Origin of the sequence: Vibrio sp. YT-17 (genome assembly GCF_033337375.1) — a bacterium.
Taxonomy (GTDB): Bacteria; Pseudomonadota; Gammaproteobacteria; order Enterobacterales; family Vibrionaceae; genus Vibrio; species Vibrio alginolyticus.
In genome coordinates, this window is the sequence record NZ_JAWOQP010000025.1 from 15,613 (window position 1) to 40,322 (window position 24,710).

Consider the following 24,710-nt stretch of genomic DNA (forward strand, 5'->3'; position numbering starts at 1 on the left):
AAGTGCATTACCGAAGCAAAAACCCAATTACATCAATTTTTCTGCCATGTGGCTCATCTACACTAACCCTACTACTTTTGGGGAGTTCTTTTTAAAGAGCGCCTCGTAATGACAATAACAAGCGGATTTCCGCAATCACACACTGGAGGATAACTGTGCAAATTATCACCACAGATATCGCAGTCATCGGCGCAGGCGGCGCTGGTCTTCGTACTGCTATTGCAGCGGCTGAAGCAAACCCAGACTTAGAAGTCGCTCTGATTTCTAAAGTTTATCCAATGCGCTCCCACACGGTCGCTGCAGAGGGTGGCTCAGCAGCAGTTATCAAGGATGAAGATAGCTTAGACAACCACTTCAACGACACTGTTGGCGGTGGTGACTGGCTATGTGAACAGGATGTTGTTGAATACTTTGTAGAGAACGCGACTCGCGAAATGATCCAAATGGAGCAATGGGGTTGCCCATGGAGTCGTAAAGAGAACGGTGAAGTCAACGTACGCCGCTTTGGTGGTATGAAGGTTGAACGTACTTGGTTCGCTGCAGACAAAACTGGCTTCCACATGCTTCATACGCTATTCCAGACATCAATGAAGTACAGCAACATCAAACGTTTTGATGAGTACTTTGTGGTGGATCTGCTTGTTGATGAAGGCGAAGTTCAAGGTCTGATTGCTATTCACATGTCTGAAGGCGAGCTTGTTACTATCAAAGCAAAATCGGTTGTTCTAGCAACAGGTGGCGCGGGCCGTGTTTACCACTGTAACACCAACGGTGGTATCGTAACGGGCGATGGTATGGCAATGGCTTACCGTCACGGCGTTCCTCTACGTGATATGGAATTCGTTCAATACCACCCAACCGGTCTTCCAGGCACAGGTATCCTGATGACGGAAGGTTGTCGTGGTGAAGGCGGTATCATCGTTAACAAGAACGGCTATCGTTACCTACAAGATTACGGCATGGGCCCTGAAACTCCAGTTGGCCAACCGAAGAACAAATACATGGAACTGGGTCCTCGTGACAAAGTTTCTCAAGCTTTCTGGCACGAACAACAGAAAGGCAACACCATCAAACACCCACTGGGTGACGTGGTGCACCTAGACCTTCGCCATCTTGGTGAAGAGTACCTACAAGAGCGTCTACCGTTCATCTGTGAGCTAGCAAAAGCTTACGTAAACGTGGACCCTGCAAAAGAGCCAATTCCAATTCGTCCAACCGTTCACTACACCATGGGTGGTATTGAAACGGACGGCGGTTGTGAAACTCGCATTAAAGGCCTATTCGCGGTGGGTGAATGTGCGTCTGTTGGTCTTCACGGTGCAAACCGTCTAGGTTCTAACTCACTGGCTGAGTTCGTGGTATTTGGCCGCGTAGCGGGTGAAAATGCAGTGAAACGCGCAGCAGAATTCAAAGGCTGGAACGACGCGGCAATTGACGCGCAAGTCAAAGCCGTTGAAGAGCGCATCGCGAAACTGATGAACCAAGAAGGCGACGAAAACTGGGCAGAAATACGCACAGAAATGGGCCACACCATGGAAGCGGGCTGTGGTATATACCGCCAAGAAGATTTGATGCAAGCGACTATCGACAAAATCACTGAGTTGAAAGAACGCTACAAACGCATCAGCATCAAAGACAAAGGTAAAGTGTTCAACACAGACCTTCTATACGCAATCGAAGTGGGTTACGGCCTAGAAGTCGCAGAAGCGATGGTTCACTCTGCGATTCTACGTAAAGAATCTCGCGGCGCGCACCAACGTCTAGACGACGGTTGTACAGAACGTGATGACGTGAATTTCCTAAAACACTCACTTGCTTTCTACAAGCCAGAGTCAGCACCAAGTATCGATTACAGCAATGTGACCATCACTAAGTCACAGCCAAAAGCTCGTCTATACGGTGAAGCAGCAGAAAAAGCAGCGGCTGAAGAGAAGAACGCAGAGGAGCAAGCATAATGTCAGCAAATCGCATTCAAAAAGTAGACATCCTGCGTTACGACCCAGAGAAAGATGCAGAACCATACAAGCAAACATTCGAAGTCCCATTCGATGAAACCATGTCTGTACTTGACGCACTTGGTTACATCAAAGACCACCTAGACAAAGATCTGTCTTACCGTTGGTCTTGCCGTATGGCGATCTGTGGTTCTTGCGGCATCATGGTGAACAACGTACCGAAACTTGCTTGTAAGAGCTTCCTACGTGACTACCCAGACGGCGTGACTATCGAGCCTCTAGCGAACTTCCCAATCGAGAAAGACTTGATTGTTGATATGACGCCATTCATCGAGCGCCTAGAAGCAATCAAACCATACATCATTGGTAACGATCGTAAACCAGAAGACGGTACGAACTTGCAAACGCCAGAACAGATGGCGAAATACAAGCAATTCGCTGGCTGTATCAACTGTGGTCTGTGCTATGCCGCATGTCCTCAGTTTGGTCTTAACCCAGAGTTCATCGGTCCTGCTGCACTAACGCTAGCCCACCGCTACAACCTAGACAGCCGTGACAACGGTAAAGATGAGCGCATGAAGCTTATCAACGGTGAAAACGGTGCTTGGGGTTGTACGTTTGTTGGTTACTGTTCTGAAGTTTGTCCGAAGAACGTTGACCCAGCAGCGGCAGTAAACCAAGGCAAAGTGGAGTCTTCTATGGACTTCGTGATTGCTATGTTGAAACCTGATGGTTCACCAAAGAAAGTGGAGGCATAAGGATGAGCAATCGTAAACCTTACGTTCGTGAAGTAAAACGCACTTGGTGGAAGAACCATCCTTTCTACCGCTTCTACATGCTACGCGAAGCTACGGTGCTTCCGTTAATCCTATTCACTCTGTTCCTAACTTTCGGTTTAGGTTGCTTGGTGAAAGGTCCTGAAGCATGGCAAGGTTGGTTAGCATTCATGGCGAACCCAATCGTAGTCGCAATCAACATCGTTGCACTACTCGGTAGCCTATTCCACGCTCAAACTTTCTTCAGCATGATGCCACAAGTAATGCCAATTCGTTTGAAAGGCAAACCAGTGGACAAGAAGATCATCGTATTGACTCAGTGGGCCGCTGTTGCGTTTATCTCACTGATCGTTCTCATCGTGGTGTAAGGAGCTGAGCAATGAAACCGAATTATAGTGTAAACACATCACCAAAACGTTCTGATGAGCCAATCTGGTGGGGTCTGTTTGGCGCAGGTGGTACTTGGTTCGCGATGATCACGCCAATCACGGTATTGGTGCTGGGCATCTTGGTCCCACTAGGCGTGATTGATGCAGAAGCGATGAGCTACGAGCGTGTCTCCGCATTCGCAACCAGCATCATCGGTGCGCTATTCATCATTGGCACGCTAGCATTGCCAATGTGGCATGCAATGCACCGTGTACACCACGGCATGCACGACCTTAAGTTCCACACTGGTGTGATTGGTAAAATTGCATGCTATGCATTTGCAGGCCTCATCACTGCACTAGCAGTTATCTTTATCTTCATGATTTAAGAGACTGACCAAAAAAGAAAAAGCTGGCTAAATGCCAGCTTTTTTATTGCTTTGGGTTACCTATGATCTTTTTGCTTTTTAAGCTTTTGACCACCCATGATCTTATTGCTGTGTGACCTTCTTTGTCTGGTCCATAAGACCCAGAGCACCAAAGCCAGTAATCACATCTAGGTTTGTTTTCAAGCCCGTTTCGTCACTTCCACCAATGTAATTTTGTGGCATCTGAACTTGGAAGTTTTGCAAATTGTTGTACAGCGAGTTCGCTACGTCTCGATTCAATTCTGCCAAGTAAACTTCACGGTTTGCTCCTAACGCCGCATACTTACCTTTAAGGACTTCAGATTCTGCGCGACCTTTCGCTAATATCGCTTTCGCTTCAAACTCAGCAGAAAGTGCGTTCGCTTTTTGAATCGCTAAGTTAGCCTCTGCGATAGCTAGCTCTTTCTCCTTCTCGACTTCAGCAAGTCGTTTGGTTTTTTCCACTTCAACGATTTCACGCTCTGCAATCTGACGTGCAACTTCCACTTCTTTTTGCTGAGCAATAATTGCGAGTTCTTTACCACGCTGAGCGTCTTGCACCTCACGTGTTCGTTGAATCTCTTTGCGTAACTGCTCTGTCTCTGCCTGTGCTTTCGACGTTTCTTGTTCCTGAATCGCGCGAATACGATCCGCCACTAGACGCTTTTTATCTGCCAATAACTGATCTAATTGCTTTTCTGGCTGCGGGTCACCAATGGTCACCTGCGTCACTTGAATACCGTATTGTTGTAACGGATTGTCTTGACGAATTGGTTGCCCGGTTTTGTCTACGACTGGCACAGTTTTCCATACCAGTTGATTGGTGCGCTGTAATTGGTTCGGATTGGCTTGATTCGCCCCAACAGGCGCAAGATCCAACTCTTCCACTTCAACCTGACGTCGCTCTGTTAGATAAATCCCCTCTCGTAACTGATCGCCAAGTTTCGATTTGAACTGGTTCAAACCACCTTGGAAAAACTCTTCACCCGTGTATTGGGTTGCGGTAATCACCGTTACGTTACGTGCGTTCTTTACAAGCAGCGCATCGATCAAGTTACTGTTGTTGCGGAACTCTTTATGCATCTTCTTCACCGCTTCAGGGTCATTACTGAGCTTAAAGCGGAATGTTACGGGGATCTGACCAATATAGGTGTCGGCAAATCGAACCTGAATCGCATCAAGACGTTGATAAAAATCTTCGCCCTTGCTGTTACCGAATGACACGGTGATCACTTGGTCATACTTGGTGATTTTGGACAGAAATGGCATACGAAAATGAATGCCAGGTTCAGTAAACACATCCAACTCACCAGTAATATTATTCTGATGCACGTAGCTGTAACCCGCATCGGTCATCAGCACCGAGCTATTAATCGTTAAGCCTATTGCCAACAGCGGTACGCCAAATACGGCTGCTTTTAATCCTTTATGTAGTAACTGACGTCTTTCTTCCACCTTTAAACCCCTTCCTAAACCTCTGCTTTCCATTTTGTTCTCCTTTTTTGGATTGTTACTGAGTTAAATCGATAAAAATCAGATTGCTATGCAACTCAGCAACAAGTACTAATGTATCAAAATGTTACATTAAGGAATAATCGACAGATTCATGGAATAAATAAGATTTTTACGAATAATACAAAATCATCAAAAATTTGCGGAGGATATCGATGTTTTACGCAGAGGGATTAAAAGAGAAGAATCACAGGCAATAAAAAAGGCCGCCGAAGCGACCTTTCTAACAATCATATAAAGTGCTTACTTCACACGACCTACGTATTCAGCAGTACGAGTATCTACGCGAATCACTTCACCAATTGAGATGAACAGAGGAACACGAACAACAGCGCCAGTTGATAGCGTCGCTGGTTTACCGCCAGTACCTTGAGTATCACCTTTCAGGCCTGGGTCTGTGTCTACAACTTCTAGCTCAACGAAGTTTGGTGGAGTAACAGTAATTGGGTTACCGTTCCAAAGTGTGATCATACAAGTGTTGTTTTCTACCAACCACTTAGCGTTTTCACCTACCGCTTTTGCATCCGCTGCGATCTGTTCAAACGTTTCACTGTTCATAAAGTGGTAGAATTCGCCGTCTGAATATAGATAATCTAGGTCGATATCCATTACGTCTGCCACTTCACAAGTGTCACCAGACTTGAATGTTTTCTCTAGCACTTTACCAGAAAGAAGTTTACGAATTTTAACACGGTTGAACGCTTGGCCTTTACCTGGTTTAACGTATTCGTTTTCCAGAATTACACAAGGCTCGTTATCAAGCATTAACTTAAGACCGCCTTTAAATTCATTGGTGCTAACTGTAGCCATTTTTTCCTCTTACATTCTTAGAGCTAAATTCAATGCCGCACATAATAACCCGAAAAGTCGAATCTGTTGAGCAAAACTGGCTCAAACAGTTGGCGAATGGGATCTCTGATCCTGCAAAATTGCTCGAAATACTGGAAATTGATCCTTCACCGTGGCAAGACGGGTTTGCCGCGCGCAAGCTGTTTGCACAGCGTGTACCGCAAAGTTTTGTCGATAGGATGGAGAAAGGCAACCCTAAAGACCCTCTTTTACGTCAGGTTTTACCACTGAGCGACGAATTTGAGGTGCATCCGGGTTACTCCAATGATCCATTGGAAGAGCAGGACAATGAAGTCCCTGGCCTGCTACACAAGTATCGCAACCGCGCCCTGATGATTGTCAAAGGTGGCTGCGCGGTAAATTGCCGTTACTGTTTTCGTCGTCACTTCCCTTATCAAGAGAACAAAAGCGGGAAACAAGCCTGGACCAAGTGCTTAGAGTACATGGCACAACAACCAGAGTTGAACGAAATCATCTTCTCAGGTGGTGATCCATTAATGGCAAAAGACGATGAGATTCATTGGCTTTTAGAGCACATTGCTCATATTCCTCACATCAAACGTCTGCGTATTCATAGCCGTTTACCTGTGGTGATTCCTGCTCGAGTCACTGATGAACTATGCCAACTGCTGCAAGCATCAAGGTTACAAATCATCCTCGTCACTCACATCAACCATGCTAACGAAATCAATGACGAATTTGCTGAACAGATGTTCAAGCTCAAAAGAGCGGGCGTTACGCTTCTAAACCAAGGCGTTCTGCTGAAAGGCGTGAATGATTCGGTAGAAGCTCAAGTGGCGTTAAGTGAGGCCTTATTTGACGCGGGTATCTTGCCTTATTACCTCCACGTTCTTGATAAGGTGCAAGGCGCAGCGCACTACTTTATTTCGGACGAAGAAGCGAAAGCTATTATGCGCGGACTCATCACGCGTGTATCGGGTTATCTGGTACCAAAACTCACACGAGAAGTTGGTGGCAGGCCAAGTAAAACGCCGTTGGATTTGCATTTAGAATAAGCTCTGACACTCAATTAAATTTGTCGTCTAGATTGATTATTTTTGTTCGCTTTGCACGGTAAGTCTATGCATACTCCGCACTTTTGGAGGTCAAGATGCATACAGCATTCGAACAAATTTTCGATCTTGGCCCATTCAGTTGGCCTGCCCTACTATGCTGCGCCATTAATGGGCTCATGATCGGTATAGAGCGCCAAACTCGTGGTAAACCGGTTGGCATTCGCACAGCAATATTAATTATTTCAGGCACCTACCTGTTTATGTCGATGGCAGTGTCGTTATCGCCAAATACACTTGATCAAGCACGAGTGCTTGGTCAGATCATTACTGGCGTCGGCTTCTTAGGCGCTGGCGTTATGATGACACTTGATGGAAAAATCCATGGCGTAACATCCGCGGCTGTAATATGGGTGCTAGCAGGTTTAGGTTTGATGATAGGTTTGGGTTATTTAACGCAGTCGGTGGTTATTACTCTCCTGACACTAACCGTGTTGTTAGGTGTGGATAAAGCAGAAAACCACATCAAAGCATTACGCCGCGGTGTTCATCAAAGAATTCAACAACGCAAAACTTCATCACGATTAATTAAATAGTTAACGCTCCGAGAAACTCGCTTCATCTCATCAGTAATTAAAGAGCCCTCGACAAACATCGAGGGCTTTCTGTATATAAAGATTCTGACTTTCTCAGGGATTACTTAGCAAAGTTGATGAGTGGGAAACACTTGAAGAAACCGTTATCCGCACAGTTCAAAAGACCAATTTGCACGCCATCGATTTGATCGGTCATGTTGAAGAAACCAAACTGGAAATTAGACTTCTTAGAGATACTCGCTAAGCCCACATCCGCCATGGTGTAGCCTTCAGAATAGTTCACCGCGCTCCAGTTCAAGCCTTTTACGTTGTTCGTAATGTTAACAGCACCCAAGTTAACACCCGTCGTCTGACCTTGGTTCCAGTTAACTAAGCCTAAAGACGCGCCTTTCATTTCTTGATTTACTTTTGCTGCACCAAAAAACAGACCAAAGTTCACACCTGTCGTACGATCCGTTTCTGACATACCAAGCAGTGAAAAGTCGACACCTTTAACCTCATTTACCTGCCCATGCAACACAGCTAAACGAACGCCACCTACTGAGGAATTAGAGGGTGCGTTTGTGTTATCGATAGTAGAGAACATCACAGGTGTACTGTCGGCTAAAGCAACAGGTGATGCGATAGCGGCTGCAACCGCCAATGACGTCATAAGCTTTTTCATTTTCATCTCCATGATGGGAAGCAACAATTTACAACATAGTGTAATGTTCAGATTTTGCTCTGTCCCCGTTCAAAAAGTGTTAGCAATAGGTCAGATTTAACCATCTGACTCAAAAGAAAAATATTTCTCTTCGATTTTTTGCTTCTGAAATGGCGCTTTTTACGCTCAAAAATTTCATGATAAGCCACACCAGGACGTCATGTTTCTCAGGTGGCACGCATAAAAAAGTCGAGGCATCTGCCTCGACTTTTAAAGGTTTGGTCGGTTATCTTTCCGCTATAAGGGCTTCCTTAGAGCGATGAGATAAGCTGGCTTACATCATGCCGCCCATACCGCCCATGCCACCCATGCCGCCCATGTCAGGCATCGCTGGCGCGTCTTTTTGCGGTAGGTCAGTAACCATCGCTTCAGTTGTGATCATCAGACCTGCAACCGATGCTGCGAATTGTAGTGCAGAACGAGTAACTTTAGTTGGATCTAGGATACCCATTTCTAGCATGTCGCCGTATTCGCCTGTTGCCGCGTTGTAGCCGTAGCTACCTTCACCCGCTTTCACGTTGTTCGCAACCACTGAGTCTTCCTCACCTGCGTTCTTCGTGATTTGACGGATTGGCGCTTCCATTGCACGTAGTGCAACGCGGATACCAACGTTTTGTTCTTCGTTGTCACCCGTTAGGTGAGCAATCTTAGATGCCGCACGGATAAGTGCAACACCACCACCAGCAACAACACCTTCTTCAACCGCTGCGCGAGTTGCGGCTAGCGCATCTTCTACACGGTCTTTCTTCTCTTTCATTTCAACTTCGGTCGCTGCACCGACTTTGATTACTGCAACACCGCCAGCTAGTTTAGCAACGCGCTCTTGTAGTTTCTCTTTGTCGTAGTCTGAAGTTGCGTCTTCGATTTGTTGACGAATCTGAGCAACACGGCCAGAGATCATCTCTTCTTCACCGATACCATCGATGATAGTCGTGTTTTCTTTCGTGATAGAAACACGCTTCGCTTGACCTAGATCTTCTAGTGCAACTTTTTCTAGCTCTAGACCGATCTCTTCAGAAATCACAGTACCGCCAGTTAGGATAGCGATGTCTTGTAGCATTGCTTTACGACGGTCACCGAAGCCAGGTGCTTTCACAGCCGCAACTTTTACGATGCCACGCATGTTGTTCACAACCAATGTTGCTAGCGCTTCGCCTTCTACATCTTCTGCAATGATAAGCAGTGGACGAGATGCTTTCGCGACAGCTTCTAGCGTTGGAAGAAGCTCACGAATGTTTGAGATCTTCTTATCAACAAGAAGAATGAATGGGTTTTCTAGATCAACACTGCCTGATTCTTGGTTGTTGATGAAGTAAGGAGACAGGTAACCGCGGTCGAACTGCATACCTTCTACTACGTCTAACTCGTCTTGTAGCGCCTGACCTTCTTCAACCGTGATAACGCCATCACGACCCACACGCTCCATTGCTTCTGCAATGATATTACCTACGCTTGCGTCTGAGTTTGCAGAGATAGTACCAACCTGCGCGATCGCTTTTGTGTCGTTACATTCAACAGAAAGCTCTTTTAGTTGCTCAACTGCCGCAGCAACAGCTTTGTCGATACCACGCTTAAGATCCATTGGGTTCATGCCCGCTGCGACTGCTTTTAGACCTTCGTTAACGATAGATTGTGCTAGTACCGTTGCTGTTGTTGTACCGTCACCCGCTGCGTCGTTTGCTTTAGACGCAACTTCTTTAACCATTTGTGCGCCCATGTTCTGGAATTTATCTTCCAGCTCGATTTCACGCGCTACTGATACACCATCTTTAGTGATAGTCGGTGCACCAAAAGATTTGTCTAGAACGACATTACGTCCTTTAGGACCCAGTGTTACTTTTACTGCGTCAGCCAGAACGTTTACACCTTCCAGCATTTTAACTCGTGCGTCATTACCAAATTTAACGTCTTTAGCAGCCATCTTTGATTTCCTTTCTAAAATTCTTTGTGTGTAATTTCGTAATTGAATCTGAGCAAAAAATTACTCAATGATTGCTATTATTCAACGATCGCCATGATGTCGTTTTCAGACATGACAAGCACTTCTTTACCGTCGATTTTTTCAGTTTTTGTACCGTAACCTTCAGCAAAGATAACGGTATCACCGACTTTAACGTCTAGTGGCAGTACGGTGCCGTTTTCTAGGATGCGGCCTTTACCCACAGCTAGAACAACACCGCGAGTCGATTTTTCTGCAGCAGAACCAGTCAGAACGATGCCACCAGCAGACTTAGATTCAACTTCTTTACGTTCAACGATAACTCGGTCATGTAATGGACGAATGTTCATCGGTCGTCTCTCCTGAAAATTTCCATGTTTATTTGATAATTGTCCTTAGGGACTGTAGCCCCAGACACGTGATCCCTATATAAGGGGTCGAAGCAGCGATCCCAAGGGGGTGGCACAAAATTTTTGTGACTTAGTTAAAATAACGAACAACTAGGCAACGGTTTGCGTTAGAAATGCTCACTCGCTCGGCATCTCGCTTTCTTGTATCCTTGCAGTTTGCTCACCAGATAGTTGTCACACATGCAGGAAAATAACAAGCTGGAACCCCAAGCGACCGATAAGCATGGTTTGTTGACCGCACCCATTCCTGAAACGCTGCGGAAAATGACCGTACCCATGACCATGGGCATGATCGCAATTTTGATGTTTAACTTGGTGGACACGTTTTTTATCTCGTTGCTTGGCACTCAAGCGCTAGCGGCTATCAGCTATACCTTTCCTGTCACCTTTGCGGTTAATTGCATTACGATGGGGATTGGGATGGGACTATCGACCAATATTGGTCGCTTGCTTGGGCAAGGTCATGCACCACAAGCTGCTCGGTTCACCACCCACGGTTTGTTGTTAGCCGTGTTACTTGTGGCTATCGCGTCTTCTATTGGCTTTACCACCATTGCGCCATTGTTTCGTTTTCTTGGTGCGTCTGATGATCTCATCCCTCTTATTGAGCAATATATGCAGGTCTGGTATCTCACCATTCCTCTGCTAGTGATCCCAATGGCGGGCAACAGTGCTATCCGAGCTACTGGCGACACAAAAACACCAGCAAAAGTCATGATGTTGGCTGGTTTGATTAATGGCATGCTCGATCCATTGTTGATTTTCGGTTATGGCCCTTTTCCGGAACTTGGCATTCAAGGCGCAGCCATAGCAAGTGCCTTTAGCTGGTTAGGTGCTTTGTGTGGCTCATTCTATGTGCTAATTAAACGGGAAAAATTGCTTGCTCAACCCCAATGGGCTTTGCTGAAACAAGACTGGCAACAGACACTAAAAATTGGTACCCCTGCAGCGCTATCAAACGCGATGAATCCGTTGTCCGGTGCCATTCTGATGATGCTGTTATCCAACCACGGTACAGCGGCGGTTGCTGCTTACGGCGCAGCGCAGCGTATTGAGTCTATATTGATTTTAGTATTGATGTCGCTGACCTCTGCCCTCACACCGTTTATGGCACAAAATTTAGGAGCCAAACAACCGCAACGAGCCTTTTCCGGTTTATTTATTAGCATGCGTTTTGCAGTGGTATTCCAAGGGTTTATCTTCTTGATGATGGTGCCACTGAGCATTCCTCTGGCTGCGCTATTTTCTCAGGAAGATGCGGTGAAAAACCTGCTTTGGCATTATTTACTGGTGGTGCCATTTAGTTATGGCTTCCAAGGCATCGTGATGATGTTAGTCAGTGGTTTGAATGCGATGCACAAGCCATTGCGTGCATTCCAGTGGAGCTTTATGCGGCTGTTCATTTTTACCTTGCCATCGGCGTGGATCGGGAGCCAAATCTACAGCATTGAAGGCTTGTTTATCGGTATCGCGGTTGGAAATACGTTGGGTGGGCTACTGGGCTACTTGTTTGCGCTGCGCGAGCGCAAGTTAACGCTCATAGAGCAGAGCAGCGTGTCTTAGCACTCGTCTATCGCTAGTTTCTTTTTTGTTGATTCTCAAATACAAAAAAACCGCGGAAAGCCGCGGTTTTGTTTATCTATTTCAAGCTTGCTTAGAACAACTCTTCAGCAACTTTGTATAGATCGTTGCGTATTGGACGCTTCATGTTTTCGATTGCGTCGATGATATCGTGGTGAACAAGTTGCTCTTTCACGATACCTACACAACGACCACCATGACCTTCGATCAATAGGTGAACAGCGTAGTTACCCATACGAGATGCTAGTACGCGGTCAAATGCAGTTGGACGACCACCACGTTGGATGTGACCAAGTACTGTTGCACGAGTTTCACGACCTGTCGCGGCTTCGATGTCACGTGCTAGTTCATTAGCATCCATCATTAGCTCAGTAAGCGCGATGATCGCGTGTTTCTTACCTTTAGCGATACCATCTTGGATGTTGCTGATCAGCTTGTCTTTGTCTAGACCAGTTTCCGGAGTGATGATGTATTCACAACCGCCCGCAATTGCAGACATCAGAGTCAAATCACCACAGTGACGGCCCATGATTTCTACAATTGAAATGCGTTGGTGAGATGAAGAAGTATCACGTAGACGGTCGATTGCATCGATAACGGTGTTTAGTGCACTTAGGTAGCCCACAGTGTAATCCGTACCTGCGATATCGTTATCGATTGTGCCCGGAAGACCGATACATGGGTAACCCATTTCAGTCAGTTTCTTCGCACCCATGTACGAACCATCACCACCGATTACCACTAGTGCATCGATACCATGTTTTTTCAGGTTCTCAATCGCTTTTTCACGAACTTCCACTTGTTTAAATTCAGGGAAACGTGCAGAACCTAGGAACGTACCACCTTTGTTGATCACATCTGAAACGCTAGAACGATCTAGCTTCTCGATGCGGCCTTCGTATAGGCCTAGGTAGCCGTCGTACACACCGAATACTTCCAATCCTTCGGATAGTGCTGTACGTACTACGCCGCGTATCGCAGCGTTCATACCAGGTGCGTCACCGCCACTTGTTAAAACACCGATCTTCTTAATCATGCTCACCCTCGATCTTTGGCAATCAATTATTTAATTTTCTTTTAGGCCCCTTGTTACCAAGCAACCTGCATAATCCAGAACTGTGCGTTATGTTACATTTCCTCTACAGGATTACCAATGAAAACGCACTTTTTTATGTAACTTTTCTACTTATGTAAGAGTATTACAGTTTCTCTATGAAACTTTGTTGATTCATATCAGGATCACGAATCTTAATAAGTATTGATGGAAAGATAGTCAATAAGTACCTGTTTGTCGTCGGGCACTGATGGATTTTTCAAGCCTACCAATCTTGCGCTTTCTGCTCTTTCTCTGGTCCGAAAACGACAGACAATGGATCTTGATGGATCAATACATCCGCATCAGGAAACAGAGCCAATAAATTATCTTCCACTTTATCAGCAATGTAATGCGCCTCAATTAATCGTAAGTTATCGTCTAGCTCTAAATGCAACTGTATAAAGCGCGTCGGTCCTGACATTCGCGTGCGTAACTGATGCACGCCCAATACCCCTTTTACGCTCAAACAAGCTTGGTTAATTTGCTCAAGCTCTTCATCGGGCAACTTTCTATCAAGTAAGGTTTGAATCGCTTCGCTGACCATTTTGAAAGCGCTATAAAGAATGAAGACACCAATACCAATCGCAAACACAGCATCCGCTTGAGTCACTCCCAAATAACTGAGCCCCAGAGCCACCATGATCGCAGCATTCATATACAAGTCAGTCTGATAATGCAGAGAATCCGCCGCTATTGCTTGGCTCCCCGTCACGCGAACCACATGTTTTTGGAACATCACCAAGCCAAGTGTGACCACAATCGCAAACAGCGATACATACACACCTAACTCCGGTGCGTGTAAAGCATGCGGGCGGAAAAATCGGTCAATCCCGTTAAGAATCAAAAATACTGCCGAGCCCGAAATAAACATTGCTTGGGCTAGGGCCGCTAAGGACTCAGCTTTACCATGTCCAAACGTATGTTCGCGGTCTGCCGGTTGTAAGGCGTAACGAACCACCACAAGATTCACAACCGAAGCCGCGATATCTAACATGGAGTCAATCAATGACGCCAATAAGCTCACTGAGCCGGTTACCCACCACGTGATGACTTTTACTATCAGAAGAAGCGTCGCCACAATGGTTGCAGTCCAAGCGGCGGTCGTAACTAAACGTGCGTATTGCTGTTTCATAATCAAAGAGTTAACTAAAACCATACGTTGAGTATATTGAATGACCATGAAATAACCAGATCAAAAAGAGGCAACCAATGGCTGCCTCTTTATATAACATCAATTCATGACTTAATTATTGCGCGACTTTTCCATGCGCTTGTGCATTCTGTCGCCACACTCTTGCATACGTTCATTTTGTAGCTCAACAAATTTCGCTTTCTGCTCAGGTGTTAATACGCTAAGCATTTGGTGCTTTCTTTCTAGCATTTGCACGCGACGTTCCGTTTGGCGCTCAACCATCTCTTTTGCTAATTCGCTAGCTTGAGCTTCATCAAAGTTATCCGCCAGCAAAAGCGATTGTACTTTTGCGTGATGCGCTTGACGCTCAGCCATACGTGCTTCTTTGCCATCAGCGAATTTTGCTTTCATTTCTGCTTTGTTTGCTTCACGCATTTCTTTTAGCTGATCTTTTTGTGCATCAGTCAGGTCTAGTTGACGCATGACACCTCGGTCCATACCCATGCCGCATTCGTCACGAGGGCCTTTATGATGGTTTTTACCACCGTAAGCGAATGCGCTTGCGGCGCCAAGAGTAAGAGGTAGAACAACAGCAGCTAACACAAGTTTTTTTGCAGACTTCATAATACGATTCCTTACACAGGTGAGTGGTTCTTCTGAGCTGTTCTCACAGCGCTTGAGTATAGAATACGACCCACTAGGTAAAGCGACGTATAGGGAGCGTAAAGAATCGTAAAGAGTGATTTTTCTCCTCTTCGTTGCGCATCATTCCAATGTAATATTAGGCTATCGGTAACTTACTATAGGTGCCCCCATGGCAAACATTCTTTTAATCGATGACGATATCGAGCTAACTAGCTTATTAAAAGAAGTACTCAGTTTCGAAGGGTTTGACGTCAGCGAAGCAAATGACGGTGAAGCCGGCTTAGCCGCGATCAATGATAAGATTGATTTGATTTTGTTGGATGTCATGATGCCAAAACTCAATGGCATGGAAACGCTGAAACGCTTACGTGAAAATTGGGAAACTCCCGTCTTGATGCTGACCGCTAAAGGGGAAGAAATTGATCGCGTGATCGGCTTGGAACTGGGCGCGGATGATTATTTACCAAAACCTTTTAGTGACCGAGAGCTGTTAGCGCGAATCCGCGCGATTTTACGCCGCACTAGCAGCACACAAAAAAATACCAAAAACAGCGATTGCATTGAGTATCAAGAAATCCGCCTCTATCCCGGTAAGCAAGAAGCGTATTGTGAGCAACAGTTGCTCGATCTCACGGCAACCGAGTTTGCGCTACTCACCCACTTCGTACAAAACCCAGGACAAGTGCTGACCAAAGAGACACTGAGCTTAGATGTGCTTGGTAAACGACTCGCTGCTTTTGATCGCGCTATCGATATGCATGTCTCGAACTTACGTAAAAAATTACCAGATCAAAGCAATGGCAAGCCGCGAATTAAAACCCTGCGTGGTCGTGGCTACATGCTGCTTGAGGAGGATTAATGCTCCTATCACGCATCAAACTGCCAAACATCAATAGCCTGTATGGACGCATCTTTGCCATTTTTTGGTTCACCATGTTATTAGTATTGATAGCCGTGCTATCACTGCCACATTTGGACCCACGCAAAGCTCGCGATATTCCAGAAGAACACTACAAACGTATGGTAGAAACGCGTGACTCAATCCAACAAAAATACAGCCAGCAAACTGATTTAGGCCGCATACTTTTTCGTATCGAGGGCAACCGCCACGGCAAGCACGACCCTCGCCCACGAGTGTTTTTTTCTGACTACAGCGGTAATGTTCTTACGACAGAAAAACGCAGCAATTTTCAATTGCGTGCCATGCAAAACTTTGTCACCAGTATCGAAGATTACAATAATCCAAAGCAGAAGCTGTATGGTCGATACATGATTGCGGGCCCAATTCCTATCACTTTGGCAGGTTCCGATATCTTGATGTACGTGGGCTTCAAGTGGAATGAGCCACCACCTCTACTCCTGCGTCTGTTTGATCACCCATTCCAGCTCTTGCTTGCGGTCATGCTGGTTAGTACACCATTGCTGTTATGGCTTGCTTGGGCTTTGAGTCAGCCAGCGCGTCGTCTTGAAGCCGCTGCTCAACGTGTGGCGAAAGGTGAATTTGTCACAGACCCAAATTTAGAAAAAGGTACGGCGGAATTTCGTCAAGCAGGCAGCAGCTTCAACCAGATGGTCGAAGCGGTTAATCAAATGATTTCAGGACAACAACGTTTGCTATCCGATATCTCTCACGAGCTGCGCTCACCTTTAACTCGTCTGCGCATGGCAAGCGCATTAGCGACGCGTAAACAAGGCGAAAGCCCAGAACTGACTCGTATCGATACCGAAGCGCAGCGCTTGGAACAGATGATCAGCGAACTATTAGAGCTTTCTCGCATGCAGGCGAACAGTCATATGACTCGCGAAACACAGCCACTAGAAAGTTTATGGGAAGAAATCATTAAAGATGCGCAGTTTGAAGCAGAGCAAATGGGCAAACAGCTACACTATTCAGAATTACCTAAGCGCAATATTTCCGGTAACCCTAAACTGCTGATGAGTGCGGTGGAAAATATCGTTCGTAACGCCATTTACTACGGAAAAGATGAGGTACAAATCGACATCAAAGCCGATGACGATACGCTTCGTATCACGGTTGACGATAATGGAGAAGGTGTACCAGAAGAGGAACTGGCCGCGATTTTTCGCCCATTCTATCGCGTTTCCACGGCACGCGATCGCCACTCTGGCGGCACAGGTCTCGGCCTAACCATTACCGAAAGTGCCATTCGCCAGCACAGTGGCACGATCGCAGCCAGCCGAAGTCCTTTAGGCGGATTGCGTATGAGTATCACCTTACCGATCAATTGTTAGTCTCAATTTGATGAACTAACAATAATTCGCACCATATTTCTAGAGTGAGTGATTCACAGCCCCACCCTCACTTTAGAAATTGGTGAGGCTTCTTAGAATACCCTTACAAAGATCAAAGTTGATAATAATTATCGTTAGCATTAAAGTGAATTTTCCAATTAAGGAGGATTTACTATGTCACATACATTTCCCGCTCTGCCTTACCCGTACGATTCACTAGAGCCGTACATCGACGCGAAAACCATGGAAGTGCATTACAGCAAACACCACAAGACGTACTTTGATAAGTTTGTAAATGCCGTTGAAGGGAGTGAGCTCGAAACTCAGTCATTAGACGAGATCTTTGACAATATCTCTAAGCTCAGTCCAGCAGTACGTAATAATGGTGGCGGCTATTACAACCACATCATTTATTGGAATTGCATGTCACCAAACGGTGGCGGAGAGCCTCAAGGCGCGCTTGCTCAAGCAATTAACGATAAATTTGGTAGCTTTGCGCAATTTAAAGAGGCGTTTGCCCAAGCTGCCATCAATACCTTTGGGTCTGGCTTTGCATGGCTGATCGTAAAAGATGGTGAGATTCACATTACGTCCACCAGCAATCAAGATAACCCTCTGATGGACGTAGTGGATGTGCGCGGTGAACCAATCCTCGCATTAGACGTGTGGGAGCACGCGTATTACATCAGTTACCAAAACCGTCGCCCAGAATATATTGATGCGTGGTGGAACGTCGTCAACTGGCGAGCAGTTGAAGAAAACTATGCTCACGCTCTCTTATAAAGAGCATCGATACGTACGGTATTAACATCCGCGCTAATGCCTGCTTTCATACCCAGGTCAATCTTGCTGAATCTCGCATATTTCGGTGACTTGGGTATATACTGCCCCTCTCTTTGACCAACTCTATTTCAATACCATGTTTGATATCGCTTTATACGAACCAGAAATCGCGCCGAACACCGGCAACATCATTCGACTATGCGCCAACTGCGGTGCAAACCTTCACTTAATTGAACCTCTGGGTTTCGATCTTGAAGAGAAAAAAGTCCGCCGCGCTGGTTTGGATTACCATGATTTAGCTCGCGTAACGCGTCATAAAAACTATCAAGCGTTCTTAGAATATTTAGAGAAAGAGAAGCAAGGTAACTACCGATTGTTTGCCTGCACCACCAAAACCACAGGTCACCACGTTGATGCACAATACCAAACGGGTGATGTTTTGATGTTTGGTCCAGAAACTCGTGGTTTGCCTGCTGAAATCATCGATAGCTTGCCAATGGAGCAGCGTATTCGCATTCCAATGATGCCAGATGCGCGCAGCCTAAACCTTTCGAATGCCGTTGCGATCATTGCTTTTGAAGCATGGCGTCAAATGGGCTTTGAAGGCGCATTGTAAGCAGCACGAATTCCAAATACAGAAAAGGGCGCTTGGTGCGCCCTTTTGTTTTCTTTACTGTCTAACTCAATCAGTTGAGCTTGTTGCGATCATCATCGTCTTTACGCTCGTATTCCCCTTCGAAGGTCTTGCCATTATCTGACTGGGAATCAAAAGGGTCACGACGGAACGGGTCTTGCTCAAATGGCCCCTGGTTAGAGAAACCACCTTGGAAGCCACCACCATGCATGGTTTTCACCACCATTTTGCTCATCAAGTATTTAGCTATCGCGGCGCGTGGCGCAGGAAGCAACACCAACATACCAAGGGCATCGGTCATAAAGCCCGGGGTTAACAGTAGCACGCCAGCCACCGCTAGCATTACGCCTTCAAAAATTTGCTGGGCTGGAATTTCACCTTGTTCAAGACGCCCCTGTACTGACATCAGTGTTTGTATACCTTGGCTACGAACCAACGACGCACCAACAAATGCAGTGATTAAGACTAGTGCAATGGTCGGCCATAAACCTAAAAAGCCGCCCACCTGAATAAATAAGCCGATTTCAATGATCGGAACAAAAATAAACGCTAATAATAAGATAGGAAACACACGCCCTCCTTTGTTTAATTCAGTGTAATGGTAAAAGCAGACTAAGCTCAAACGAATCGTTGTAAAAAAGCGTGTTCATACTGGTCTCCTTCTCTTTTAGACAAAGTAGCGGGAACGCGTTTCATTCAATTGCATACCGATTTTTTCGTGCTTTTAAAGTGCTAATTTCGAACTCTAAAAACTCATGTTTGTCGAGGAAAATCGAGTACCTATAAAGGGTTATTAATAACCCGTTCATACTTTGCAAATTATTGACTCATGAAAAACGAAAAAGGTGATCTAGTTACTATTTTTATGCGCTAGGTGCAGTATCATGTGCCACATAAGTCAGGACGGATTTTCCAGCCAAAAATTCTGATGAATGGATTCTAGATTGCAGAAATGGCTAATAAATAACTTTATTATCAGAATTATCATCTAAGGATCCTGCTATGGCTACCCTATCTGATGCTCCAAAAACAGCAAACCCAGCCACTCGTATTGAAGAAGATCTATTAGGTCAACGTCATGTCCCTGCAGATGCGTACTACGGTATTCATACGCTACGTGCGATCGAGAACTTCAACATCTCCAATATGACCATCTCTGACGTACCAGAATTTGTACGCGGCATGGTAATGACCAAAAAAGCAGCAGCGTTAGCAAACAAAGAACTTGGCGCTATTCCAAAAGACGTTGCAAACTACATCATCGAAGCGTGTGATTTGATCCTAGAAACTGGCAAGTGTATGGATCAGTTCCCATCAGACGTATTCCAAGGCGGTGCAGGCACTTCAGTTAACATGAACACGAACGAAGTGATCGCAAACGTTGCGCTTGAGTTGATGGGTAAAGAGAAAGGCCAATACGAATTTGTTAACCCAAATGACCATGTAAACAAGAGCCAATCAACCAACTGTGCGTACCCAACAGGTTTCCGTATTGCGGTATACAACAGCGTACATAAGCTAATGGAAGCAATTGAGTACCTAAAAGGCGCATTCGAACTTAAAGCCGTTGAGTTTAAAGATGTACTGAAAATGGGCCGTACTCAGCTTCAAGACGCAGTACCAATGACAGTAGGTCAAGAGTTCCATGCGTGGGCGGTAACACTAAACGAAGAGATTCGTGCTCTAGATTACACATCTAAACTCCTCCTAGAAATCAACCTAGGCGCAACCGCAATCGGTACTGGTCTAAATACACCAACTGGCTACCAAGCACTTGCAGTAAAACACCTAGCGGAAGTAACAGGCCTTGACGTTGTTGCAGCAGAAGACCTTATCGAAGCAACGTCTGACTGTGGTGCATACGTAATGACTCACGGCGCGCTAAAACGCCTAGCAGTGAAACTATCGAAGATCTGTAACGACCTTCGTCTACTTTCTTCTGGTCCTCGTGCGGGTCTAAATGAATTGAACCTACCTGAAATGCAAGCAGGCTCTTCAATCATGCCAGCTAAAGTAAACCCAGTTATCCCAGAAGTAGTAAACCAAGTTTGCTTCAAAGTTCTCGGTAACGACAACACGGTTTCTTTCGCAGCAGAAGGCGGTCAGCTACAGCTAAACGTAATGGAACCAGTTATCGCACAAAGCGTGTTTGAGTCTATCTCTCTACTACACAATGCGTGTGTGAACCTACGCGATAAATGTATCGACGGCATCACTGTGAACAAAGAAGTTTGCGAAAACTACGTTTACAACTCTATCGGTATCGTCACTTACCTAAACCCATACATCGGCCACCACGAAGGTGACATCGTAGGTAAGATTTGTGCAGAAACTGGTAAGAGTGTTCGTGAAGTCGTGCTAGAGCGCGGTCTGCTTACAGCAGAGGAGCTTGATGAAATCTTGTCAGTAGAAAACTTCATGCATCCTACTTACAAAGCAAAACGTTACGAGTAATAACGAATCCGAAGGGGGCCACTCAGGCCCCTTTTTTAGGCTCTCATACGGTTAACCACATTTTTTATATGCTTTTATTGCCGCTAAACCACTAGGTTCTCATTCTCTGAGCATTTACTCCTGTTCCTGAGTGTTCAAAAAATCAGAATCAAATAAAAAACTAAAGAGGTATCAATATGGTCATGGTCGAACTCTTCGTGGTTCTGCTCTTCATCTATTTGGGGGCAAGAATCGGTGGTATCGGCATTGGTTTTGCCGGTGGTGCTGGGGTCATTGCGTTGTCTTTGATCTTGGGCGTACCAACAAGCCAAGCTTACATTCCCGTTGACGTAATTTTGATCATCATGTCTGTAATCACCGCTATCGCAGCAATGCAGGTAGCGGGTGGTTTAGACTGGATGGTGCAAGTTGCTGAAAACTTTTTGCGCAAGCATCCTGAGCGCATCACCTTTTATGCGCCTATCGTAACTTACCTAATGACATTAATGGCGGGTACTGGCCACACGGCATTCTCTACTTTGCCAGTGATTGCAGAAGTAGCGAAAGGCCAAGGCGTGCGCCCTTCTCGTCCACTGTCTATCGCGGTCGTAGCATCGCAAATCGCTATCACCGCATCACCAATCTCAGCGGCTGTTGTAGCGTTCGCGGCAATGCTGCACCCATTTGGCGTTGACTACCTAACACTACTAGCAATCTGTATCCCAACGACGTTCATCGCGTGCATGATCGGTGCGTTCGTGGCGAACTTCATGGGCTGTGAGCTAAAAGACGATGCTGAATACCAAGAGCGTCTAGAAAAAGGCTTAATCAAGCTAAATACAGAAGCAAAACGCGAAATCCTACCAACAGCGAAGAAAGCAACATTCATCTTCCTAGGCGCAATCGCATTTGTCGTGTGTTACGCAGCAGCAATTTCTGGCTCTGTTGGCCTTATCGAGAACCCTGCTCTAGGTCGTAACGAAGCTATCATGACGGTAATGCTAGCAGCTGCGGCAGCTATCGTAATGAGCTGTAAAATCGATGCTGGCAAAATCCCAGCAGCAGCAACATTCCGCTCTGGTATGACAGCATGTGTGTGTGTTCTTGGTGTGGCATGGCTAGGTTCTACGTTCGTTAACGCGCACGTTGACGGCATCAAAGAAGTTGCGGGTGCGCTACTAGCAGACTACCCATGGATGCTAGCACTCGTTCTATTCTTCGCTTCAATGCTGCTTTACTCACAAGGTGCAACCACTGTTGCGCTGATGCCAGCAGCACTTGCTATCGGTGTGGCACCACTTACCGCAGTTGCATCTTTCGCAGCAGTAAGTGCGCTATTCGTGCTGCCAACTTACCCAACGCTTCTAGCAGCGGTTGAGATGGACGACACGGGTTCAACTCGTATCGGTAAGTACGTATTCAACCACCCATTCTTTGTACCTGGTGTGGTAACCATCGCTTCTGCGGTAGCACTTGGCTTCGCATTCGGTGGTCTACTGATCTAGTAGAAACAGAGTCTTACTCGGGGAGCTTCGGCTCCCTTTTTTATTGCCTGTTGTCTTGATTTATGCTCAATAAATCTTCATTTTCATGAAACTTATTGACTCGCCTCCGGGTCTGATTGAGTTACACTAACGGCAATTATCTAAGATGAATTGACTCTTTTATGCGCGCATTACTTTCCGTTTTACTCTTAGGGCTCATTACCTTTTCCACTCCGTCTTTAGCTTTATTTGGCAAAGACCAGTTTAACAGTAGCCAGAACAACAGTTTTGGTAGCAGCAGCGACAGTTTTGTTCCTGTTGATCAGGCGTTTCCATTTAACTTCTACCAGCAAGATGACAAATTGATGCTCGATTGGCAGGTACGTGACGGGTACTACCTATATCAAGAGCGCTTGTCTGTAGCTGGTGAGAAAGTATCGCTAGGCGAACTGCAAATGGAAGACGGCACACCGCATAAAGATGAATTCTTTGGTGACGTGCATATCTATACTCAACCTCTCTTCGTTAATGTACCAATGCATGATTGGCAAGACGGTGCTCGCGTAGTCGTGCAATACCAAGGTTGTGCGAAAGCAGGCTTCTGTTACCCGCCAGAAACTCGCGTGATTCCTATCAGCGCGTTTACTTCGTCGAACTCAGATTCAACAACGGCGACAACGGCGACAACTGCATCAAAAGCAGAACAGACACCAACAGCAACGCCACCAGCGGCGCAATCATCTACGTCTGGTGACACATCATCAGCGCCAGTAACACAGCAAGATAGCCTTGCAGCCAACCTTGCTGATAACTGGTGGACACCACTTCTGTTCTTGGCGCTTGGTGTGGGCTTGGCGTTTACACCTTGTGTGCTGCCTATGTACCCAATTCTGACCAGCATAGTGCTTGGCAGTGGCAAACTAAGCCAACGCCGTGCGCTAGGCTTGTCATTCGTCTACGTGCAAGGCATGGCACTGACTTACACCCTACTCGGCCTTGTGGTGGCATCTGCAGGTATGCAGTTCCAAGCGGCAATGCAACACCCTTATGTGCTGATTGGCTTGAGCGTACTGTTCATCGCACTCGCTTTGTCTATGTTTGGTCTGTACTCATTACAGCTACCAAGCAACGTTCAAACGTGGTTAAACAACCTCAGCAACAAACAGCAAGGCGGCAGCAGTGCAGGCGTATTCGCCATGGGGGCGATTTCTGGACTGGTGTGCTCACCATGTACCACGGCACCTCTGTCTGGTGCGCTACTTTACGTGGCACAAAGCGGCGATTTGCTTACCGGTGGTATCGCGTTATACGCGCTGGCGATGGGCATGGGTATTCCGCTGATTCTTGTTGCGGTCTTCGGCAACAAACTGCTACCAAAAGCCGGCGGTTGGATGGACCGAGTGAAAACACTCTTCGGCTTTATTCTGCTTGCCGCACCTATCTTCTTACTAGAACGCATCATGCCAGAAATGTGGTCAACGATTCTGTGGTCAGCACTGGGTATTGCTGCTTTTGGTTGGCTATACCACATCAAAAACAGTCTAGAGTTTGGTGGCTGGAAACAAAGTGCCGTGGGCATAATCGCCGTCTTAGGTTTGCTAGCCTCAGCACAACCTATCTTAAATTACTGGTTTGGCAACAGCACAACACAAACTCAGCAAGCCACTGTTAGCTTTACTCGCATTGCTAACGTGGCGGATCTTGAAGAACAACTGGCACTTGCGAAAGCGGCAGGTAAACCCGTCATGCTCGATTTCTACGCCGATTGGTGTGTAGCATGTAAAGAGTTTGAAAAGTACACCTTCCATGACCCAAGCGTCGAAGCCAAACTGCAAGACTTCATTCTTCTGCAAGCGGACGTGACCAAAAACCAAGTGCAAGACATCGAACTACTGAAGCACATGAGTGTGCTTGGTTTACCAACAATTGAGTTTTGGGATGCCAGTGGTGAACACGTTTCAAACGCTCGTTTGACGGGATTCATGCAAGCCGAGCCTTTCTTAGAGCATATCAAGCAGTTCTGATAACCAGATATTCAAACGCCAGTGATGTCCACTGGCGTTTTTTATTGCTCAGATTTGAATAAGAACATTGCGTTTATATGCAATTTTCCTAATAAAAGTCGATTTGGTTCAGACTTT

General features: G+C 46.0%; 23 protein-coding genes. 14 read left to right on the forward strand and 9 right to left on the reverse strand.

The annotated features are described in order from the left end of the window. Positions 1-155 precede the first annotated feature (155 nt). The 4 genes from frdA to frdD are packed head-to-tail and all read left to right on the forward strand — an operon-like array spanning position 156 to position 3,488. On the forward strand, positions 156-1,955 hold the full coding sequence (frdA, locus tag R7F67_RS19915) for a fumarate reductase (quinol) flavoprotein subunit (RefSeq protein ID WP_005381487.1): 1,800 nt from the start codon (positions 156-158) through the stop codon (positions 1,953-1,955). Further along, entirely contained in the window at positions 1,955-2,713 is a 759-nt protein-coding gene (locus tag R7F67_RS19920; RefSeq protein WP_005381489.1) for a succinate dehydrogenase/fumarate reductase iron-sulfur subunit, read from the forward strand. Before frdA ends, R7F67_RS19920 begins: the two co-directional genes overlap by 1 nt. A 2-nt stretch (positions 2,714-2,715) precedes the next feature. Beyond that, positions 2,716-3,099: a fumarate reductase subunit FrdC gene (gene frdC / locus R7F67_RS19925; protein WP_005381491.1), complete on the forward strand. Its 384-nt coding sequence runs from the start codon at positions 2,716-2,718 to the stop codon at positions 3,097-3,099. An 11-nt stretch (positions 3,100-3,110) separates the two neighbouring features. Beyond that, positions 3,111-3,488, forward strand: a complete 378-nt coding sequence (gene frdD / locus R7F67_RS19930) for a fumarate reductase subunit FrdD (RefSeq protein WP_005381493.1) — start codon at positions 3,111-3,113, stop codon at positions 3,486-3,488. 102 nt (positions 3,489-3,590) lie between these two features. Here frdD and R7F67_RS19935 read toward each other — a convergent pair whose 3' ends face one another. Together R7F67_RS19935 and efp are read right to left on the reverse strand one after the other, a co-directional pair. Continuing rightward, entirely contained in the window at positions 3,591-4,994 is a 1,404-nt protein-coding gene (locus tag R7F67_RS19935; protein ID WP_005381498.1) for an SPFH domain-containing protein, read from the reverse strand. 267 nt (positions 4,995-5,261) lie between these two features. Continuing rightward, a complete protein-coding gene (efp, locus tag R7F67_RS19940; RefSeq protein WP_005381500.1) occupies positions 5,262-5,828 on the reverse strand; it encodes an elongation factor P in 567 nt (188 codons plus the stop codon). A gap of 32 nt (positions 5,829-5,860) precedes the next feature. On the opposite strand from efp, the gene epmB reads away from it, so the two are divergent. Together epmB and R7F67_RS19950 are read left to right on the forward strand one after the other, a co-directional pair. After that, entirely contained in the window at positions 5,861-6,883 is a 1,023-nt protein-coding gene (gene epmB / locus R7F67_RS19945; protein WP_053350697.1) for an EF-P beta-lysylation protein EpmB, read from the forward strand. Between the two features lie 95 nt (positions 6,884-6,978). After that, positions 6,979-7,476 carry an MgtC/SapB family protein gene (locus tag R7F67_RS19950; RefSeq protein ID WP_005381504.1) on the forward strand — a complete coding sequence of 166 codons (498 nt, stop codon included), beginning with the start codon at positions 6,979-6,981 and terminating at the stop codon, positions 7,474-7,476. A gap of 100 nt (positions 7,477-7,576) precedes the next feature. Here R7F67_RS19950 and R7F67_RS19955 read toward each other — a convergent pair whose 3' ends face one another. The 3 genes from R7F67_RS19955 to R7F67_RS19965 all read right to left on the reverse strand — a co-directional run bounded on the left by R7F67_RS19955 (position 7,577) and on the right by R7F67_RS19965 (position 10,468). Beyond that, entirely contained in the window at positions 7,577-8,140 is a 564-nt protein-coding gene (locus R7F67_RS19955; RefSeq protein WP_005395435.1) for a VC2662 family protein, read from the reverse strand. Between the two features lie 313 nt (positions 8,141-8,453). After that, complete coding sequence (groL, locus tag R7F67_RS19960; RefSeq protein WP_005381509.1) at positions 8,454-10,100, reverse strand: chaperonin GroEL; 1,647 nt, start codon at positions 10,098-10,100, stop codon at positions 8,454-8,456. 77 nt (positions 10,101-10,177) lie between these two features. Further along, a complete protein-coding gene (locus R7F67_RS19965) occupies positions 10,178-10,468 on the reverse strand; it encodes a co-chaperone GroES (protein WP_005381516.1) in 291 nt (96 codons plus the stop codon). Between the two features lie 240 nt (positions 10,469-10,708). On the opposite strand from R7F67_RS19965, the gene R7F67_RS19970 reads away from it, so the two are divergent. Then, a complete protein-coding gene (locus R7F67_RS19970) occupies positions 10,709-12,091 on the forward strand; it encodes an MATE family efflux transporter (RefSeq protein ID WP_017821828.1) in 1,383 nt (460 codons plus the stop codon). Positions 12,092-12,182: 91 nt separating this feature from the next. Here the strand turns inward: R7F67_RS19970 and pfkA are convergent, their stop codons facing one another. The 3 genes from pfkA to R7F67_RS19985 all read right to left on the reverse strand — a co-directional run bounded on the left by pfkA (position 12,183) and on the right by R7F67_RS19985 (position 14,961). Further along, the gene (gene pfkA / locus R7F67_RS19975) at positions 12,183-13,145 is read right to left on the reverse strand and encodes a 6-phosphofructokinase (RefSeq protein WP_182016935.1); all 963 of its coding nucleotides are present in this window, start codon (positions 13,143-13,145) and stop codon (positions 12,183-12,185) included. A 283-nt stretch (positions 13,146-13,428) separates the two neighbouring features. Beyond that, positions 13,429-14,337, reverse strand: coding sequence for a CDF family cation-efflux transporter FieF (gene fieF / locus R7F67_RS19980; RefSeq protein ID WP_318057321.1), 909 nt, complete (start codon positions 14,335-14,337; stop codon positions 13,429-13,431). 111 nt (positions 14,338-14,448) lie between these two features. After that, a complete protein-coding gene (locus R7F67_RS19985; protein WP_005386388.1) occupies positions 14,449-14,961 on the reverse strand; it encodes a CpxP family protein in 513 nt (170 codons plus the stop codon). A gap of 190 nt (positions 14,962-15,151) precedes the next feature. On the opposite strand from R7F67_RS19985, the gene R7F67_RS19990 reads away from it, so the two are divergent. The 4 genes from R7F67_RS19990 to trmL all read left to right on the forward strand — a co-directional run bounded on the left by R7F67_RS19990 (position 15,152) and on the right by trmL (position 18,634). Then, positions 15,152-15,841 (forward strand): response regulator, encoded by a 690-nt coding sequence (locus tag R7F67_RS19990; RefSeq protein WP_005382384.1) that lies wholly within the window; start codon positions 15,152-15,154, stop codon positions 15,839-15,841. After that, entirely contained in the window at positions 15,841-17,235 is a 1,395-nt protein-coding gene (gene cpxA / locus R7F67_RS19995) for an envelope stress sensor histidine kinase CpxA (protein ID WP_318057318.1), read from the forward strand. The genes R7F67_RS19990 and cpxA overlap by 1 nt, the downstream gene beginning before the upstream one ends. Positions 17,236-17,409: 174 nt before the next feature. Beyond that, the gene (locus R7F67_RS20000) at positions 17,410-18,018 is read left to right on the forward strand and encodes a superoxide dismutase (RefSeq protein WP_005382382.1); all 609 of its coding nucleotides are present in this window, start codon (positions 17,410-17,412) and stop codon (positions 18,016-18,018) included. Between the two features lie 136 nt (positions 18,019-18,154). Then, positions 18,155-18,634, forward strand: coding sequence for a tRNA (uridine(34)/cytosine(34)/5-carboxymethylaminomethyluridine(34)-2'-O)-methyltransferase TrmL (gene trmL / locus R7F67_RS20005; RefSeq protein WP_025768811.1), 480 nt, complete (start codon positions 18,155-18,157; stop codon positions 18,632-18,634). A 70-nt stretch (positions 18,635-18,704) separates the two neighbouring features. Here trmL and R7F67_RS20010 read toward each other — a convergent pair whose 3' ends face one another. Continuing rightward, positions 18,705-19,223, reverse strand: coding sequence for an FxsA family protein (locus R7F67_RS20010; RefSeq protein ID WP_005386383.1), 519 nt, complete (start codon positions 19,221-19,223; stop codon positions 18,705-18,707). Between the two features lie 431 nt (positions 19,224-19,654). Between R7F67_RS20010 and aspA the strand changes: the two genes are divergently transcribed. The 3 genes from aspA (at position 19,655) to R7F67_RS20025 (ending at position 24,593) form a co-directional block, all read left to right on the forward strand. Next, entirely contained in the window at positions 19,655-21,106 is a 1,452-nt protein-coding gene (gene aspA / locus R7F67_RS20015; protein ID WP_005382379.1) for an aspartate ammonia-lyase, read from the forward strand. Positions 21,107-21,282: 176 nt separating this feature from the next. Beyond that, on the forward strand, positions 21,283-22,590 hold the full coding sequence (locus R7F67_RS20020; RefSeq protein WP_005382378.1) for an anaerobic C4-dicarboxylate transporter: 1,308 nt from the start codon (positions 21,283-21,285) through the stop codon (positions 22,588-22,590). A 161-nt stretch (positions 22,591-22,751) separates the two neighbouring features. After that, complete coding sequence (locus R7F67_RS20025; protein WP_258475766.1) at positions 22,752-24,593, forward strand: protein-disulfide reductase DsbD; 1,842 nt, start codon at positions 22,752-22,754, stop codon at positions 24,591-24,593. Positions 24,594-24,710: the final 117 nt, after the last annotated feature.

Coding starts and splice junctions, on each gene's coding strand:
- R7F67_RS19955 (WP_005395435.1), bottom strand. CDS start 8,140: ATGAAAAAGCTTATGACGTCATTGGCGGTTGCAGCCGCTATCGCATCA.
- frdD (WP_005381493.1), top strand. CDS start 3,111: ATGAAACCGAATTATAGTGTAAACACATCACCAAAACGTTCTGATGAG.
- R7F67_RS19965 (WP_005381516.1), bottom strand. CDS start 10,468: ATGAACATTCGTCCATTACATGACCGAGTTATCGTTGAACGTAAAGAA.
- R7F67_RS20020 (WP_005382378.1), top strand. CDS start 21,283: ATGGTCATGGTCGAACTCTTCGTGGTTCTGCTCTTCATCTATTTGGGG.
- frdC (WP_005381491.1), top strand. CDS start 2,716: ATGAGCAATCGTAAACCTTACGTTCGTGAAGTAAAACGCACTTGGTGG.
- groL (WP_005381509.1), bottom strand. CDS start 10,100: ATGGCTGCTAAAGACGTTAAATTTGGTAATGACGCACGAGTTAAAATG.
- fieF (WP_318057321.1), bottom strand. CDS start 14,337: ATGAAACAGCAATACGCACGTTTAGTTACGACCGCCGCTTGGACTGCA.
- aspA (WP_005382379.1), top strand. CDS start 19,655: ATGGCTACCCTATCTGATGCTCCAAAAACAGCAAACCCAGCCACTCGT.
- epmB (WP_053350697.1), top strand. CDS start 5,861: ATGCCGCACATAATAACCCGAAAAGTCGAATCTGTTGAGCAAAACTGG.
- R7F67_RS19970 (WP_017821828.1), top strand. CDS start 10,709: ATGCAGGAAAATAACAAGCTGGAACCCCAAGCGACCGATAAGCATGGT.
- trmL (WP_025768811.1), top strand. CDS start 18,155: ATGTTTGATATCGCTTTATACGAACCAGAAATCGCGCCGAACACCGGC.
- R7F67_RS19920 (WP_005381489.1), top strand. CDS start 1,955: ATGTCAGCAAATCGCATTCAAAAAGTAGACATCCTGCGTTACGACCCA.
- pfkA (WP_182016935.1), bottom strand. CDS start 13,145: ATGATTAAGAAGATCGGTGTTTTAACAAGTGGCGGTGACGCACCTGGT.
- R7F67_RS19935 (WP_005381498.1), bottom strand. CDS start 4,994: ATGGAAAGCAGAGGTTTAGGAAGGGGTTTAAAGGTGGAAGAAAGACGT.
- R7F67_RS19990 (WP_005382384.1), top strand. CDS start 15,152: ATGGCAAACATTCTTTTAATCGATGACGATATCGAGCTAACTAGCTTA.
- R7F67_RS19950 (WP_005381504.1), top strand. CDS start 6,979: ATGCATACAGCATTCGAACAAATTTTCGATCTTGGCCCATTCAGTTGG.
- R7F67_RS19985 (WP_005386388.1), bottom strand. CDS start 14,961: ATGAAGTCTGCAAAAAAACTTGTGTTAGCTGCTGTTGTTCTACCTCTT.
- R7F67_RS20000 (WP_005382382.1), top strand. CDS start 17,410: ATGTCACATACATTTCCCGCTCTGCCTTACCCGTACGATTCACTAGAG.
- cpxA (WP_318057318.1), top strand. CDS start 15,841: ATGCTCCTATCACGCATCAAACTGCCAAACATCAATAGCCTGTATGGA.
- efp (WP_005381500.1), bottom strand. CDS start 5,828: ATGGCTACAGTTAGCACCAATGAATTTAAAGGCGGTCTTAAGTTAATG.
- R7F67_RS20025 (WP_258475766.1), top strand. CDS start 22,752: ATGCGCGCATTACTTTCCGTTTTACTCTTAGGGCTCATTACCTTTTCC.